The 462-nt window shown below is 46.5% G+C and carries 2 protein-coding genes; both read right to left on the bottom strand.

Features of this window, described 5'->3' with window-relative positions; all coding sequences use genetic code 11:
- Positions 1-221, bottom strand: a 221-nt coding sequence (locus GVL52_RS32005; protein WP_160012727.1) for a methyltransferase, incomplete at its 3' end; no start/stop codon positions are given.
- 42 nt (positions 222-263) lie between these two features.
- Positions 264-462 (bottom strand): hypothetical protein (locus tag GVL52_RS32010; protein WP_210254128.1); only part of this gene is annotated, 199 nt, incomplete at its 5' end.

The following is a 462-nucleotide window of genomic DNA, read 5'->3' on the forward strand; positions in this document are numbered from 1 at the left end:
GGGCAGGCGTCCAAATTGAGCAGTATGGAATTATCGAGCACGTGACGCGCCTGCGCCAAAGGTTCTGCAGCAATATCCACCCCGGTATAACGCGCATGTGGGATTTTTTTCTTCACAGCCTGGGCCAAAGACCCCGCACCGCAACCAAACTCGCAAAAATTGACGGCACTTTCCTCCACCAAATCGAGAATGGTGGAGTTGAAATTCTGATAATAATTCATGAAATATTTCTCAAAGATAGATGATAAATACTAATAATCCATCTATTCACGCCATTTTTCGAGATAAATATCACGATTCGACACCCATTTCGGATCACCAAAGTTTCCCGCGCTTTCATGAAGCAGCTGCACGGGCCATGTCCCAATCCTCAACCCAAGAGCACGGGCAGATCTCGAAAAGTCCAGATCGTAAAAATGAAAATCAAAGCGCTCATCGAACCGAAGCTGGGCTCGTTTAAGC

The organism is Rhizobium sp. 18055 (genome assembly GCF_902706285.1).
Lineage (GTDB): Bacteria > Pseudomonadota > Alphaproteobacteria > Rhizobiales > Rhizobiaceae > Rhizobium.